Annotated in this window: 8 protein-coding genes and 1 pseudogene; 1 reads left to right on the top strand and 8 read right to left on the bottom strand. The window is 52.6% G+C overall.

Annotation, left to right across the window (positions count from 1 at the left end; translation table 11 throughout):
• On the bottom strand, nucleotides 1–1,957 hold a 1,957-nt coding region (locus C5Y83_RS22740; RefSeq protein WP_158262470.1), incomplete at its 3' end, for a pre-peptidase C-terminal domain-containing protein.
• A gap of 508 nt (nucleotides 1,958–2,465) precedes the next feature.
• Here C5Y83_RS22740 and C5Y83_RS30200 point away from each other — a divergent pair.
• Nucleotides 2,466–2,976, top strand: a pseudogene (locus tag C5Y83_RS30200) (integrase core domain-containing protein); the annotation flags it as partial.
• 131 nt (nucleotides 2,977–3,107) lie between these two features.
• Here C5Y83_RS30200 and C5Y83_RS22755 read toward each other — a convergent pair.
• The 7 genes from C5Y83_RS22755 to C5Y83_RS22785 all read right to left on the bottom strand — a co-directional run bounded on the left by C5Y83_RS22755 (nucleotide 3,108) and on the right by C5Y83_RS22785 (nucleotide 15,071).
• The gene (locus C5Y83_RS22755) at nucleotides 3,108–4,127 is read right to left on the bottom strand and encodes a DUF1559 domain-containing protein (protein WP_158262472.1); all 1,020 of its coding nucleotides are present in this window, start codon (nucleotides 4,125–4,127) and stop codon (nucleotides 3,108–3,110) included.
• A gap of 246 nt (nucleotides 4,128–4,373) precedes the next feature.
• Nucleotides 4,374–5,615: a PQQ-like beta-propeller repeat protein gene (locus C5Y83_RS22760; protein ID WP_158262473.1), complete on the bottom strand. Its 1,242-nt coding sequence runs from the start codon at nucleotides 5,613–5,615 to the stop codon at nucleotides 4,374–4,376.
• 51 nt (nucleotides 5,616–5,666) lie between these two features.
• Complete coding sequence (locus tag C5Y83_RS22765) at nucleotides 5,667–7,739, bottom strand: c-type cytochrome domain-containing protein (protein WP_105332108.1); 2,073 nt, start codon at nucleotides 7,737–7,739, stop codon at nucleotides 5,667–5,669.
• Nucleotides 7,740–7,749: 10 nt separating this feature from the next.
• Nucleotides 7,750–10,221, bottom strand: a complete 2,472-nt coding sequence (locus tag C5Y83_RS22770; RefSeq protein WP_158262474.1) for a DUF1549 domain-containing protein — start codon at nucleotides 10,219–10,221, stop codon at nucleotides 7,750–7,752.
• Between the two features lie 64 nt (nucleotides 10,222–10,285).
• The gene (locus C5Y83_RS22775) at nucleotides 10,286–12,538 is read right to left on the bottom strand and encodes a hypothetical protein (RefSeq protein ID WP_146117886.1); all 2,253 of its coding nucleotides are present in this window, start codon (nucleotides 12,536–12,538) and stop codon (nucleotides 10,286–10,288) included.
• Nucleotides 12,539–12,835: 297 nt separating this feature from the next.
• Complete coding sequence (locus C5Y83_RS22780) at nucleotides 12,836–14,191, bottom strand: DUF1501 domain-containing protein (RefSeq protein WP_199195115.1); 1,356 nt, start codon at nucleotides 14,189–14,191, stop codon at nucleotides 12,836–12,838.
• A gap of 133 nt (nucleotides 14,192–14,324) precedes the next feature.
• Nucleotides 14,325–15,071 carry a DNRLRE domain-containing protein gene (locus C5Y83_RS22785; RefSeq protein ID WP_105332112.1) on the bottom strand — a complete coding sequence of 249 codons (747 nt, stop codon included), beginning with the start codon at nucleotides 15,069–15,071 and terminating at the stop codon, nucleotides 14,325–14,327.
• Between the last annotated feature and the right edge of the window lie 334 nt (nucleotides 15,072–15,405).

Here is a 15,405-nt window from a genome sequence, read left to right on the forward strand (position 1 = left end):
CTTGCCAACTCCGATGTGAGCCAACGTAATAACGGTGTCCTTGATATTGGTAGACCCTCGTCACTTCGGCGAAGTAAGCTCCGCCCTGGGTGAGCGTCGCCAGGAAGTGGCCATCGGTTAGGTCCCCGTCTACATCCGGAATCACGTTCCCGGCAGCATCGAGGAGGCGTACGATCGCGGAAATGCCATCGGCGGACGGCGTGCGAATATCGAGTTCCACCTGGTTGCCCGCGCTGAATGTCCCCAGGGCGTAGACGTCTTCGTCGATGTTCGCCCCTTCGGGGCCCATCAACGTTCCGGCGACCGTGCCTACCTGGATCGTCCCCGAGGCGGTCAACGTAATGGGATCGGCGTTGGCAATCGAGTCATTGTTGTAGCTGCCATCCGATTCGAGATCGATGCCGCGAGCCCGCTCGATACGCAACTGGTAAGTCCCTTCGTTCGAGGTCGAGTCCCCGAAGACACGTACGTAGTAAGTACCATCCTCGTCTACTTGGTAGTGGCTATAGTAGGAACTCGCCCCAGGGCCCGCATCTCGTTCACTGGCAAGGTAGTTGCCGGTCGAATCGTAAAGGTAAATCTCGGAGTCGAGTGCCTGATGATCGCCGAACCGATCAACGGCCACCGCGATCCGATCTCCGGCTTGCGCCTCGAACGACCACCAGTCTTGATCGCCTGCTGGGTCGATCGCTCCCAGGCCGCGTCCGATCGCCAGCCCGCTTCCGGCGAGTTCTTCCGTTAACGGAACTGCTGTTGCCTCGGCGAGGCTTCCGTTCGCACCACTCTCCAACTGGTAGACATCGGGGAAGTCGATCGTGAAGTGACGAACCAAGGCATCTCCGCCTGTTCCATCTCCGTTACCGTCCAACGGGTTCCCCACCACATCGGTCACGGACGAGGCAACCGTCAGTCGATAGTCACCCCGGTCAAGCGGCCCATCGGTGACCAGCAGCGAGACGCTCGTTCCTCCGGTATACGCGGGGGAAATCTGGAGGTCGTAGCTAACGTCATCCAGTGTATCGAACTGCCCATCTGGACCGCTGGAGACAAGATCGAAATTGGCAGACGCAACCGAATTGATGGCGAGGGGTTCGTCAAAGCCGAGCGTGAATTCAATTGTTGGCTGGTCAGTGGTTTCGTTTTCGGCTGGCAATCCAGAAAGACTTACGATGCTCGGTTCGATCGTGTCGAGTATCTGGGTTTGTAGAAGGTACCGTCCCCCGGCATCTCCCGTTACTCGTGCAAAGTAACGCCCGCTGGACGGTAAGGTTCCTTCGAAGGTCGAATCATCACCGTCTCCATCGACACTAAGGACGGAAGTGCCCGAACTATCGATGACCTCCGCCATGGCACTGAGGGTACTGCCTATTTCGGTGGCAATCGTAAGATTGACCGTGTTGCCGCCATTGCGAAACCCCAGATCGTAGACATCCTGGTCGGCAGCAGTAAACAAGTTACCTGCGATATCGCCTTCGAGCGTTGTCCCCAACGGCGAAAGGCTAATTGGCGTGGCTCCGCCTAAAGTATCGTTTTGAGAGTTTGAATCATTTTCAAGGTCAACGGATCGACCGATATCGACTTCAGCGCGGTAGGTGCCGGTTGACGATCTATATCCATTGACCCTCAGGTAGTATGTTCCGCTCGAATTGATGAGGTAGTTCGAGATGAGGGAATCGTATCCGGGGCCACCATCGTCGTTAGCCGTTAAATAACCATCGGCAGAGTTACGCAGTTCCAGGTAAGTATCGAGACTAGACGTCGCACGAATGTGGACAGTCAATTGATCACCGGCTACGGCTTCGATCCGCCAATAATCAACATCTCCACTGGGACTGATCTCGCCGGTTGCACATCCTTGCAGCAGGCCGCTTCCTGCGATCTCCTCCGTGAATGCCAGGCTTAAGGCACCGGTCGTATCGTCATTGTCTGATGCTTCAATAACGCAGGCTGCTAGCATTCTGCGGTCTTCAAGCATCTCCACGTGGCGACGCGCCTGCTTTCGAAATCGTTGGCGGAGGCGTGCTGACTTTTTCATGTCGACGTCCGTTTTTGAGGGCGATAGGGATTAGTCCCGCCCTTTAGAATGCGGTTGGCCACCTCACTGTGAGGGGTTTGTGGGGCTTTCAGAATACCCGCTTGAAATGCGCAAGCAAGACAAAACCGAAATCGATTAAAGTTTTTTGAAAGAAATGTTGCGGCTGATAGATAGGCCTTAAAGCCAAAAAATAAGGCCGAATGGTTACTTCGCAAACATCTGTAATGGCGTCGATGATTTTAACGAGTATCCGATTCTCATCGAAAACTGCTTGTACGTGGTATCGAAGATCGACTGCCAGAGCATGGATTATCTTGGTCGAAACGGAGTCGAGTTCCCTATCTCGGATCATTGACCTGCCCCCTTCAACTGCGTTAATTCGGTAGTTTAGTCTTTGAGGAATGCGTGCTCACTTGAAGGGAGATTTCTTATGCCGAGAAGACGATTCACGCCTGAACAGATTATCTGCCATCTCCGCACAGCATACTTACTACCGCTGACGGAAGGAGTCCGGTGGCGTTCGTACCGATCAGGCCAAGCGTTTGAAAGAACTTGAGAAAGAGAATGCTCGACTGAAGCGACTGCTGGCGGACGCCGAACTGAATAAGGCGATCCTGAAGGAGGCCGCTTCGCGAAACTTCTGAGCCCGGACAAGCGACGGCAAATCGTCGAGCATGTGTGAGATACCTTGGGGCGCAAGGGAGTCTCTGAACGGAGGACTTGCCGTGTTCGCTCGGTTCTCGACGAAGGTCCGCGACTGGCTGGAAAGAGTCGAAGTGAATACCTTGTACATCGAACTAGGCAGTCCCTGGGAGAACGGCTATATCGAATCCTTCAACCGGAAGCTTCGAGATGACCTACTCGATCGAGAGATCTTCGACACGTTGCTGGACGCAAAAGTGTCGATCGAACGGTGGCGCGTCGAGTACAACACAGGACGAGAGAAGATTTAGAATTTAGTGTGTTCAGCAGAACAACTTGAGAACACCCAGGCTTGGAAAAGACGGCCTCGTCAGATTGACGTGAACTGACAAGGCCGCGAGCGTTTGCTAATTCATTAATTCGTTCTTTGCTAGTTCCAATTGCCTAGAACCTGGCCATCACGAATCGAGTGCAGATTGCAATAAACATCCGAGGATAAATTCTCCGTGAGGAAGTGAACTGACCCGTCGCCAAATAGGAACTGTGCGCCACCGGGATGATAGCTGAATGCACAGTCGTCATTGATGGCCGTAATCATCTTGCTCGCACTGCAGCGGCAGTTAATTGGGGAATTCGTTCTTCCATTGATGCGGGCACCTTCATCGGTGCCAGCGCCACCAATCCAAACAGGCCAGTCGTCCACTTTAGCGCTCGTTGCATCAACGGGGAAAGGTCCCGTGTAACCTTGCCAAGTGGACGCCGTGGGCGAGACGTAGGAAGATTCACCCGCAAAGATTGTATTCGTCAAGCCGTCGGTCACTTCGGCAAAACGTCGCCCGATCGAACCGTTATCGTTGACATTTTCCCAAAGTTTGTGCATGGCACCATCGTCACCGTAGCAGCTTCCACCGGCTGCCTTGTAGTCGGTAACTGCGTAACCCACAGACTGGCTATGATTGGTTGTCATCCCTCCGGTTGTTCCTGGGATGGAGTAAGTCGCCGGAACGATTTCTGGCAGAGCAGAACTCGGACAACGGTACATTGACAGTACCGTTTCACCGCCCGGGATTGGTCGACTATTGTTCGTGTAGTACGTTTCCACAGCACCGGGTGTCCCCGTCTTCACGCTTGTATCGAGCATGTCATACAGAGCACCTTGCTCGACAAAGGGCAATATTGACACCATCCATCCATAGCCATCGTCATCGAAAGATGACGGCTCACCTTTGGCTGGATTTGCCGACCAAATTGCACATGGCAGGCGACCATAGGTGTCGTTGTAATTATGCAAAGCGAGGCCAATTTGCTTGAGGTTGTTTTGGCAAGACATGCGTCGAGCCGCTTCTCTGGCTTGCTGCACTGCTGGCAACAAGAGCCCAACCAATACGCCGATGATCGCAATCACGACCAGAAGTTCGACGAGCGTAAAACCCACTTTCCGTTGAATCATAAAAGGTCCTTGCATAAGGAAGACCAGTCTCCGTCTCGCTACACAGTTAGAGAGAGTTAAAGGAGACCGACCATCCCTTTGTTATGAAGGACGCTCATTAAGACTTAATGTTTGCATCATTAAACCCACAAACAAATCAAGACGTTTGGCAACCTGTGTTGCGAAAGGCGTCGAGCACGCTGCCTAACACAACGAACTTAACTTGCCTTTGCCGGTCCTAGATAGGTCAGAAATTTGAGATGCGATCTATTCACGGACCATATATACGTCTTTGTCCGTGCGAATGATGATGTCACCGTCCGAGATGGCAGGTGATGCCAATACGGTGCCTTCAAGATGGTTTACGGCCAACACATTCCAGTCACCATTATTGGCCAATACCGTTGTCCGTCCTTCGATATCCGTGATGTAAATGCGCGATTCGGTGGCGACCATTGACGCACGGATTGCTCCAGTTGTCCGTCTACGCCGCAAGATCGTTCCCGTCGCCGCGTCATAGCAGTGATAGACTCCTTCGTCGGATAAGACATGTAGCAGATCATGACTGAGAAGCGGAGATGTCATGTAAGGAATGCCTTTGGTGGTCGACCAAATGAGTCGGTCTGAATTAGCGTCGTCAACATCGCGACTTAGACGCACGGCTATCAGGCGGTTATCACGCCCACCGGCAACGAACGCAAGATTAAGCGTTTCACTACAGACGACCGAACTGACAGTTTTCTCTGCCGGACCATCAACTTGCCAAAGTGGTTTTCCCGTGAGTCGATTGTAGGCGATGGTCTGTTCCGCCCCAGAAACGATCATCGCTGGCTGACCATCAATTGCACATAGACAGGGGCTTGAGAAGGAACGAATAGCGCGGGGACGCCGGGTCCGCCAGATCTGTTCTCCTGTCGTTTTGTTGAATGCAGCGATACAGCTGTCAGGGCCATCTTGCAGTCCGCTCACGAGCAAACGATCTTCATCAAGTATCAAGCCTGTGCAAAAACCGTGACGAGACTCAAACGTCGCGACATCAATTTGCCAGGCAATTTCACCATCCAGCGTTAACGAAGTGAGCTGCAACTTTCCGTCGAGGCAGAAAGCCACATAAATATGCTTACCATCCGTGACCGGTGTCGCCGACGCTGGTGTGTTGTCGCGATGCATTTCTTCAAATGGGCCGACACCGACTTGCTTGTTCCAGCGAACTGCACCAGTATCGCGGTCAAGACGAATCACACGTCGCGAAAGATCGCTTTCGACAGCCGAGGTGACGATGATCGCGTCGTCCCAGACGATCGGTGACGAATGCCCCACGCCTGGAATTGGAGTTTTCCATGCGACATTCTCTGTGGAACTCCAGGTCAATGGAACTTCTGACTCTTTCGAAATGCCGTCACCCGTCGGGCCTCGCCAACCAGGCCAATTGTCTGCATTGCATTCCTTGGCGATCAAAGTGGCTGAGATTACGATCAAAATGCAAAGCAATCGACTGAACGATATCATGAGAGCGATCCTGAACATACGGTACGTACTACAAAGAGTTATCGCGTTAGGTTAACGAGATCGGACCCCACTGATCGAAGAATCAACGTCACTCGAAGTCTTGTGTTCTTGCTGAAATTCGGCTAGTTCTTGCTGTGTTGCCTCGACAACGTTTGCCAACTCGCTGGCAAGCTGCCTGGCTAGCGACAGCGAACGACCATTCTTGGGTGAGATTATTTCTAGCTGCTTCAAGTGATCTAATGCTTTTTGCATTTCAATTGCTTCTTTTAGGACACGCTTCTGTTGTAGTAGGCGCTCTTCGAGTTGCTTTCGTCGTGCCGCTGGGCTTCCTTGCTTCGATGACAACACTTTTCCCAGCACGGATTGTAGGGCGACGATCTGTTGCTCTGCTTCCGCCAGCGACTGTTTCTGTTGATCCATCTGATGATTCCAAGCAGACGCTTGTTTCTGCAATTGACTGAGGACGGTTTGCTGGGACTGTATCAATGCCGTCATCGTTTCGACGGATGCCTCCGACTGCTCTACCAATTTTCGCTGGGAATCAGCATGAATCTCCGCTTGGGCCAACAGCGTTCTGAGTTCTTCGACAAGGCCATCGGGCGATGTGATTGGATTACCCTGAGATTGATCCACGAACGGAGTCGACTCGGTTGCAAACTTCAGTTCAGGCTTACTTTCGGCGAGACGTGTCGACTCGAATTGGTTTTGTATGGTGGCCAACTGCTTTAAGAACTGTTGCTTTCCCTGCGGATTGACAGGCAACTGCAACACATGTTGGCGTTCCAAGTTGTCCGCATTTAGAATGTGAACGCGGCCATGGGAGTCACCCACCACCAATTGCCCGCCTTTATTGGCCAAGCTCATGCATTCAATCTGTTCTCCTGCCTGGCCAGTATGGGCTTGTTGTTCTGGAGCTAACCAACTGGCGAGTTCACCTAGGCGACTTCCGGTAAACGTTATATTCGTACCACGAGACAATGCGGTAATACCTTTCTCGGACGCTTGCCACTGACTCGTTTCCTCCCCATGATGCATATTCCAGGTCCGAACAGTTCCATCCTCCCCGACGGTGATAAGCGTCTCTGAATCGGAATCCCACGCAAGATCGTGAACGGCTTCCTCATGACCACGGAGTGTATGAAACAGCTCTCCCTCTACCGCATCCCACACGTATATTCCGCCAAACCGATCGCCGCTTGCCAGAAGTACACCATCGGAGCTATACGACAAAGTCAGCACCCAATCAGTATGTTTTCGTAGGGTCTGAACGATTCTATTCGTCGATATGTCGTAGATGTGAACTATCTTTTTAGGACCACCAACGGCAAGTCGCTTTCCACTGGGGGAGAGATCGAAGGCAAGGATCGAATCGTTTTCGTCGGCAATTTCAAATTGCTTTTGATGTGTTTCAAGATCGAAGGCTGTAACCTTGCCAGAGAGCCCCGGAATCCCGCTGGCAACTAACAGTAGACGTCCGTCACGCGAGAATCGGACCGCCGTTACCTCCCCCTCGGATATGTCATATGCGCCGAGTAGTTGGCCCGTCTCCGTATCGACGAGACAAGCTTGCCCTAAACCCGCGACAGCGACCAAGGAACGACTGGGATGGCCATCGAGTGATGTAATCGCAGCCGGCTGGAATAATGAGCGTATCGTTGCGAGTTCTGCTTGCCTAGGCGCGGTCGCAGACTCGCTTTTATCAGTACTTCCCATCGCCGGTGATAGCTCGTGGGAACTGTGTTGCTTGGATCCCGTCATCACCCACCGTCGAATTATATCGAGCTCTCGCGCCGGAATTGGAGGGCTGTTGGGAGGCATTTTCGGCTCCTCCAGATGAGCAGCTGTCGTGTATAGCAAGCTTTGGTTGGGCTTCCCTCTCTCAATTACCGGGCCAGATCCCGATCCGGCCGCGATCGCTGACTCGGTCGAAAGATCTAGATCTCCTCGCATTTCTTCAGGATTATGGCACGTAACACAACGTCGTCGCAGAACGGAGCGAACCTGGTCATAGCTGACTGCGTCGCTCGTGGGATCTTCTGCGTAAACGGTGTGAGAAAAGACAATCACCGAAATTGAGGCGATAGCTACGGTCAGCGTAAGTGAGCCTTGGATGAATCGTCGCACGTGGATTCCCTTAGTGGTTGAAGACGAATTCGTTGGAGTTGAGAAGGGCCCAAAACAGATCAGCTAATTCCGTGCAAGGATCTTTTGCAGAGGCGAGTTTGCTTTCGATCTCTCTTAGCTCATCTTGGCGCGGTTCACGAGTCAGGCATTTAACATAGATCTCGCGAGCGACATCGATTGGGGATGCTCCCGTGTCAAGCATTTGCTGGATGATATTCCCTTGCTCGATTTTTCCGGTCGTCGTTTCGCCGTTTAGTAGATGCAATGCCTGCGACAATGTGGGGGACGTACTGACTTCACAGGAACATGGCGTTTCACGCGAACCACGGCCGAACGTTTCGAGAAAGTAATTGTTCGAATTGGCATCTGGAATCTGCACAGCACGGCCACCGAGCGGCAAACCAGCGAGTTGATCCGACGTATCGGTAACTTCGTTAATACAGTCTAGCAGCACCTCGGCACGTAACCGCCGTACCTGAGCGTGGCTGAAATTCCGGGCGTCGCAACGATTCCACTGGTTGGTCTTGGTTTCCAGCTGGTACGTCTTGCTATTACAGATATCACAGGCAAGCTGTCGCACATCGAAGTTGTAACGGACGAGAGTTTCGCCAAGCTTCTTAAGTAGGGCTGGGTTTGATGCCGGATTACTAACACGGACATCATCCACCGGGTCCACAATGCCAATTCCCATAAAGTGGTCCCACCAGACGTTGGCGATATGCTCTGAGAAGGCAGCATTATCGCGAGACGTTAACCAATGGGCGAGGAGTTGGCGATAGTCGTCACCTTGTTCAATTTCGGCGACATCACCCCCTAAGAATTTGGCGAGGACTTCACGCCCTTCGACAGGATGTGATAGTTCGCCTTCCGCTGCGTTGTAAATTGTGATTTCGCGGGGGTCCTTGGCTTGCTTGTAGCCGATTTGACTGAAGAACGTAGCAAAGCCGTAGTAATCGTCCATCGTCCAGCGATCGAAGGGATGATTATGGCATTGCGCGCACTGAATGCGTGTGCCCAAGAATGCCTGAGCGAGATTCTCCGCGAGAAGTTGAGGAGTCGTTTCAGTTTGGTAGTAGCTTGTCGCGGGGTTCTCGAAGGTTCCACCACTTGCGGGAATCAGTTCGTTGACAATCTGGTCGATCTTTGCACCACTGTGGACTTTCTCGCGAAGCCAATCATCATATAGCTGAAGAGCCTTGGTGCTGAGTCCATTAGCACGGCGGATCTGAAGCATGTCAGCCAGTTTTAGGACCCATAGGTCGAGAAACTCGTCTGTGTTGACTAATTCATCAATTAGGCGGCTTCGTTTGTTTGGCGTTGCATCGTTCAGGAATTTATTTCGCTGCTCTGGTGTCGGAAGCAAGCCAGTGCAATCAAGATAGACGCGTCGAAGAAATACTTCATCCGAACACAATTTCGACGGGACGAGATGGAGATCTCGCCATCGAGCGAGCGTTAGTTCGTCAACGTAGTTGTTGGGAACGAAGTCGGGTTCGACGTAAGGAGTACCAGGGCGTACAACGACTGACGTTCCTCCTGTGAACTGATCGAAGCGTGCCAAAATGAACACTGGCCCCGGTCCAGTTGTCTTGATTAGGCCGTCTTCGGTTACGGTGGCAGCAGCGTCATTGTTGCTAAAAAAGACGGCATACTTGGTCACATCACGAACAGAACCATCGTCGTAATCAGCTAGTACAACGACTTGTTGTGTTTGACCCGGTTCACCAGCGACGACTGAAGGGGGCATCACGCGAATACCACTTGGTTTTGGCGTATCCTTCGAATCATGGCGAGCCCCTTCTGCCAGCCAGGTTGCTAAGGTACGGAAGTTCGGGCTGCCGGGAACTACTTTCTGGCCGCCAGTGTGCGGAACCTCGCCGATCGCTTTCAACAGCAACAGACTGTTCAAAGGATCGGCCAGATTGATTCGTCGACCACTTAGTTCGCGTGTTAGTCGATAATGATCCCCTTCCGGGTCATAACCAAACAAACTCAAGCGAAACCCATCTTTCCCCGACGCAGCGCCGTGGCATTTTCCGGTGTTGCAACCGGCACGCGTCAACACCGGCAAGACATCGTTTCGGAAGTGAAGGGGGCGTGGCCCAGCTTGTTCCGCCACACTAACAGGCAAGTCGATGGCCTGTCCTTTCCACTCGATCAGGATTGTGGTTTGCCCGGAAGATCTAGGGTGGATTCTTACATGCTGTTCGGAAAGAACGTTGGCAATCTTAGCGTCTTTGACTGTCAGCTGTGCTTCGGCGGTTACTTCCTGGGTACTTCCGTCAGAGAAGTTCGCCAAAACGATTAGTTGCTGCTGATCGGTGAGGTACCGAAAGTCGATACTATTCGGAAAAACATGCAGGTCGAATTTGTCAGTACGATTTCCGATTGTCTCAGCGCGCCCTGAACAGGCCAAGGCGAACTGCAACACGAACATAATCGCAATGCGACTACTCCAGAGCGGCTTGATCAAGCGGGACATTGCATGCCTTCTCTTATTCGGATTGGAGATTGGAATGGACGAAGATCGGTCGTAGTTAAAATAGCTAAGTCTTCTCAGGCAACTTGGACTTTTGGACGTGTCGTAGAGTTTCAAGTGGCGTGAGAACCTCACCGTCGTCATCCTTGAACAACTTCCCTGGGGCGGCCACCTTCAGCGAAGACTGGGGACTCACGACATAACTAACACTCTGACCATCGATTTCTCCGATAAGTCGAACCTGGATACCTGAAAACGTTCCGAGTGGAGCGTCTTTGGCGATTTCTAAGCGAAATGAGATCGTGTCGTCATCTCGGCCGACAACTACCGAATCAGCCGAAACACGATTCGGCAGACCTTCCAGGGTGGCGGTCAGATGAGGCGGAGCATCACCCATCTTTCTTACTTGGCAATCCACCATCACGTTCGAACCTTGTTCGGCGGCAATGGGAGTGAGTTGTCCGTCAATTGGAGGTGAGGCAACGTCGAGTGAAACTAGCGAACTCGCGACTTCACGCCCGTCCCAGGCCGCGGTGTCTTCCGTTGCCGAAACGGTATCGACTATGGCAGTCGCAGCGATGGACCAACGACGAGGGACTTCGATCTGAGGGCGGGCCTCAACACGATAAATACATGCGGAACTGTCGCCAGGTATGATGAGTTCTGGTTCCGCAACAACCCAAGGCGGTAAAAATGGTAACTGAACTTTGATGGGTTGCGTGAATCCTTCTTCACGTTCAACGCGAATGCGAAGATCCAAGGTTCCACCTCGCGGTAAGGCGGTGGTCGGCTTGTCGATCTCAACTCGAAATGGGATCGCAGGTGTAACCGACAGGGCAAGTCGATCGACTTCTACTTCTTGGAACACGCGGTCCGCACTTTCCGCAACCAAGTCGACGGTTTGCCGGAACTCTCCGGCGAGTAAGTCGCCCCGTGGTGTTCTAGTTTCCGCATTGAGACGAACGAGAGAAGGGTGGAGACTTGCACTAGCCGATGCCTCAAGAATGACTGGCACCCAAAATTGATCACGCGAAATTGCATCAGACGTTGCAAGGATACCGTCGGGAAGGTCAGTCCAAGTCAGTTGGACCGCACCCTCAATTTGCGATCGCCGAACGCCGATTCTGACGAGTGTGCGATTCCCGTAGGGAACCGAAACTGACTGCCCACGTTGCGTCTTTCGTTGAGGACGAGGTAGGAACGGCGTCAGTGCCGGTTGCTTCTTAGCGACTTCTATTCGATAAACCGCGTCTTCTCTGCCAAATCCCAGCTTGTCGCTGATCTGTATCGTAAACCGCCCCGACGTAGCTGGCTCGAACTCGAGGTGACTATCGTGCGATTCCCAGTCATCATTCGAAGCAACCTCTTTTCCAGCGGAATCTAACACTTCAATTCTTGAGTCAATCGGAGACCCGATCCGATTCGCGAACACGTCGATCACTATTGGTTGGCCGGCAACCGCGTTAAATAAAAACAGGTCAATGTCGCCCGGATGCTGCAGAATTCCGTTAAATGCAATCGGTATTTCGGCGAGGCGCTGATCAATTGTGTCGAGTTTGTCATTCGGTTCCTGCTCCAGGACGTTTTCCATTCTTGAGCGACGAAACGGACTGATCGTGGGCGAGATCTGACCATCGTGTTCAGCACGCAGCTGAAAGGGCTGATCTTCAGGGGGAATGGACACGGTCTGCTGTTCAGGGCCGCTCGGGTTGCCTGGAAAGGTCACCGAAATTGATTGTCCCACGGGGCCCCCAGCAGGATAGACGACACTGGCCATAGGAAAGTCACCAATGTGCAACGCATATTGACTGTCGGAAGAGCCGCCATAGTTCGACTCGTGAACTTCGATGATGTACGTCCCATTGTTCGGAGCAATCAACGAAGCCGCCGGATCTTGCTGAAAGAGATTCGTATCATCGACCATTGCTAGTTGGTTTTGGTCGGGCCCATAAATACGGAGGACGGTATCCAATAAGCGAGCCCCCAAACGAACAGCGACAACCTCGGCGGAAAGACGCTCTCCCTTACGGCGGTAGATGGCGTAACGATCTCGGTCTCCGGATTCCAGCACACCACAAATCGTGACGTTCCCTGTGCCGACCGCTTGCGGAGATTCGATCGCTCTATCTTGCGACTCACGTTCGACCACGAGAGGTGTGATATAAAGTGTTCTTAGATCGGACAATCCTTCGGGGCCGAAGATCCGATACGGACTTGGCCCTAATGGGCAATTTTCAGCAACGCGAATTGTCCCGACTGCCTCATAATCGGATAGTGGTTTCCACTGCACACACTTTAGATGTGGCGAGTAAAATATCATTCCCCTAGCGTTTTGAAGTCCAGCGCCTGTAACTTGAACGTCAAACTCTGTGGCGATTTGTCCAACACTCGGTTCACAGGTCTCTATCGACGGACTCGCTGCGAAAACAGAGAAGGGCCATGCGAGGGTCAAGCAGACTATGCTAAAGCATTGAAACGTTACTCGAATTTGTATGGCCACTCTAACGCGAGCTCCCAGTGTCGTCATTGACTTAATAAAGTCTGGAGAATAACTAACGAACAGCCGGCAACCATGCGTTCAGATCGAAGCGCATCGTCTGACGGCCCGATACTTCGCCTATGCAATCAGGTCTTGAACTACGTTACCGTTCATGACGATCGCTTGTGGACGATCGCCAGGCGACATCAAGCTCTTACCGGCATCGATTCCTAGTAAGTGATAGATCGTGGTCGAATAGTCTTCGATCGATAGCGGCGAGTCACTCGGTTCGCTGGCTAGGGCGTCGGACGATCCGTAGATCGATCCGCGTTTAATTCCGCCTCCTGCCATGACGATGCTGAAGACGCGAGGCCAGTGGTCACGGCCGCCACCGGCATTGATCCGCGGAGTCCGTCCAAACTCGCTAGTTACCAACACGAGGGTTGTGTCGAGCATGCCTCGTTGATCAAGGTCCGTGATTAGGCCAGCGAATGCTTTGTCGAAATCTGGCATCTGCGTTTCAATGCCACGGTAGTGATAAGCGTGCGTGTCCCACGATCCGTAGGTCACCGTTACGAAACGTGCGCCAGCCTCGACCAGACGCCGGGCAATCAACAAATTTGCACCGGCTCGAGGACGCAGAACTGGACCCCATGCATTCATACCGTACAGGTCTTTCGTCTGATCGGTTTCCCCTTTCAGACTAAATGCCTCTTTCGATTCACGAGAAGAAAGAAGCTCGTAAGCACGTTGATAAAATGAGTCCATCGTTGAAAGCTTGTCGTCGCTTTCCATTTCAGAAAAATGCCGATCAACCAACTGCTTCCAGTTCTTTCGATTCTCGAAGCGAGACTCGGTAACTCCTTCCGGGAGTTCGAGATCACGCACTCGAAAATTAGAGCGGCCAGGATCACCCCCAAGTGCAAATGGGCCGTACGCATTGCTAAGGTATCCACTGCCAAGGAAGTTGCTACCTTGCCGGGGGACGACGACGTAGGGAGGCATCGCTCCTCGCGGTCCGAGTTCGTGCGCGACCACACTTCCCATGCTGGGATAAACGAGGGCGGGGCTGGGACGATAGCCAGTAAACATACTGTGTTCGCCTCGGCTATGATCCACTTCGGTATGAGTCATACTACGTACGACAGTGATCTTGTCCGCTATTTTCGCCGTATGCTCCATATGACTGCTGAAGAACACGCCGGGCAAGGCCGTAGGAACGGCCTCAAGAATCCCACGGTAATCTACCGGTGCGTCGGGCTTTGGATCGAAGCTATCGATGTGGGCGAATCCACCTGGCAAGTAGATGTGGATGATTCGCTCGGCTCGAGGTGGGCGACCTTCCCCAGATTCGGCCGCTTTGGCCTGGAGTTGGAAGTAGTCTCCCAACGAGAGTCCCAGCCCTCCGAGCCAACCGACACGCATTACATCGCGGCGATTCGGGCGAAATGACGAAGATGTGCCGCAACTTGAACGGTTTTCGTATCGTGTCATGTAACTCGCTTCCTGTCGATGAACTGGATTGGACTTTAGGTCGTGCGATACTACTGGGGCATTGCCGCCGCGCTGCCAACAGCCCACTCTGGCTGCCTGCAGAACGCTTGAAAGAGGTTTTGGTGAAAACGGCCTAATCTTCGCTGGTGCCCGCAATCGAATCTTGATTGCTTGTCACACTCGATTCGGAAGGTTTGGCACGGTATTGGACGACTAGCTTGGGTCGCTGGGCAACCTTGTCGAACTGCGATGTATAGAAATCCCAGCCGTTGCCCCCGGTATTTATGAACAACCAGCCATGATTAGGTTGCCCATTTGCCCAAGCTTGCACAGTATCGGTGACATCAAAGATGGCCCCCGAGGAACTAGCTGAAATTCGACCAAAGGTGAAACCATCCTTTTGACGGGACGCCTCGTATCCATCGGCTGACACGCCACTGATCATGCTGTCCCATGTGGAACAAGCCTCGAAGGGTACGAGCATTCGATGAAGATTAACCGTCGTGCCTTGATCGAAAGCGCTGACGACCAGGCGAGCCTTCACTATTGTGGCACGTTCTGGAACTTGTCCTTGAGTCGCGCCAATAATGTCGTCGAAACGCATCAAGACCTGGCTTTCGCCGCCGTCATTGTTTTCATCACTCGATGCGTTTGGGTTCTGGTCGAGAATTGTCTTGGGAGCCAATTCCCAAATCTCGGTATCGACGACCGATTCGTAGTCGTCGACGCCATGCTGAAACGACACTTCAACCGTTGCTTCTTCTACTCGTTCGGCTGCGCTTATTTTTCCGCTCGACAGAGTCGTTACGGTAAGCAAACAACTGACAGAAGCAACGGTGAACATGGGTATCCGAAAGCGACCCTGGTCACCGGTTTTCATCTCGAACCTCGCTGGACGTTGTGGGGGATTTGCTTAACGAGAGGTGCGACGGTGGCAGTGTAAGTAGCAAATCGGAGATTAGAGCGAGGTATTCGTCAATGTTGTGTTAATTGCCTCGGGAGCTGAAAAGATTGTCACTCGATGTTTAGTTTATCTTCTCATCCCTCCCAGACGACGCGACCTACTTATGGCTCCCTGGTAATGGATTAGGCGCATCAGGAAAACGGTAATCTAGCGTTCCATTCGTGGACGCCGAATTTTGAAGAATTGGACCTCTTTTTCAACGCACGGAGACTCGTCTTGGTATGGTTCGGATTCCTCTTGCGGATGAACA

It is taken from the genome of Blastopirellula marina, from assembly GCF_002967765.1.
GTDB lineage: Bacteria > Planctomycetota > Planctomycetia > Pirellulales > Pirellulaceae > Bremerella > Bremerella marina_A.